The organism is Microbacterium sp. H6, from assembly GCF_003314775.1.
GTDB lineage: Bacteria > Actinomycetota > Actinomycetes > Actinomycetales > Microbacteriaceae > Microbacterium > Microbacterium oxydans.
On the sequence record NZ_QOAY01000316.1, the window covers coordinates 1 to 213 of the forward strand.

Genomic DNA, 213 nt, shown 5'->3' on the forward strand with positions numbered 1-213 from the left:
CGTCCAGGCGCGCGTGCACGAGCTCGGCCGCGGTGACGGCGAGCATGCCCTCGGCGCCGAGCGAGAGCAGCACGAGCTCCGCGCCCCTGGCGATGAGGGATCGGGCTCCGTCGACCGGGTCCGCGATGCCGGTGGCCTCGACCAGCTCGGCCGCATTCGGCTTGAGCACGCTTGCTCCGGAGTCGGCGGCGAGCAGCAGAGCAAGGCCGGAGG

Annotated in this window: 1 protein-coding gene; it reads right to left on the reverse strand. The window is 74.2% G+C overall.

Translation table 11 applies throughout. The features are described 5' to 3' along the window. Positions 1 to 213 (reverse strand): PfkB family carbohydrate kinase (locus tag DSP71_RS21625; RefSeq protein WP_258546604.1); only part of this gene is annotated, 213 nt, incomplete at both ends.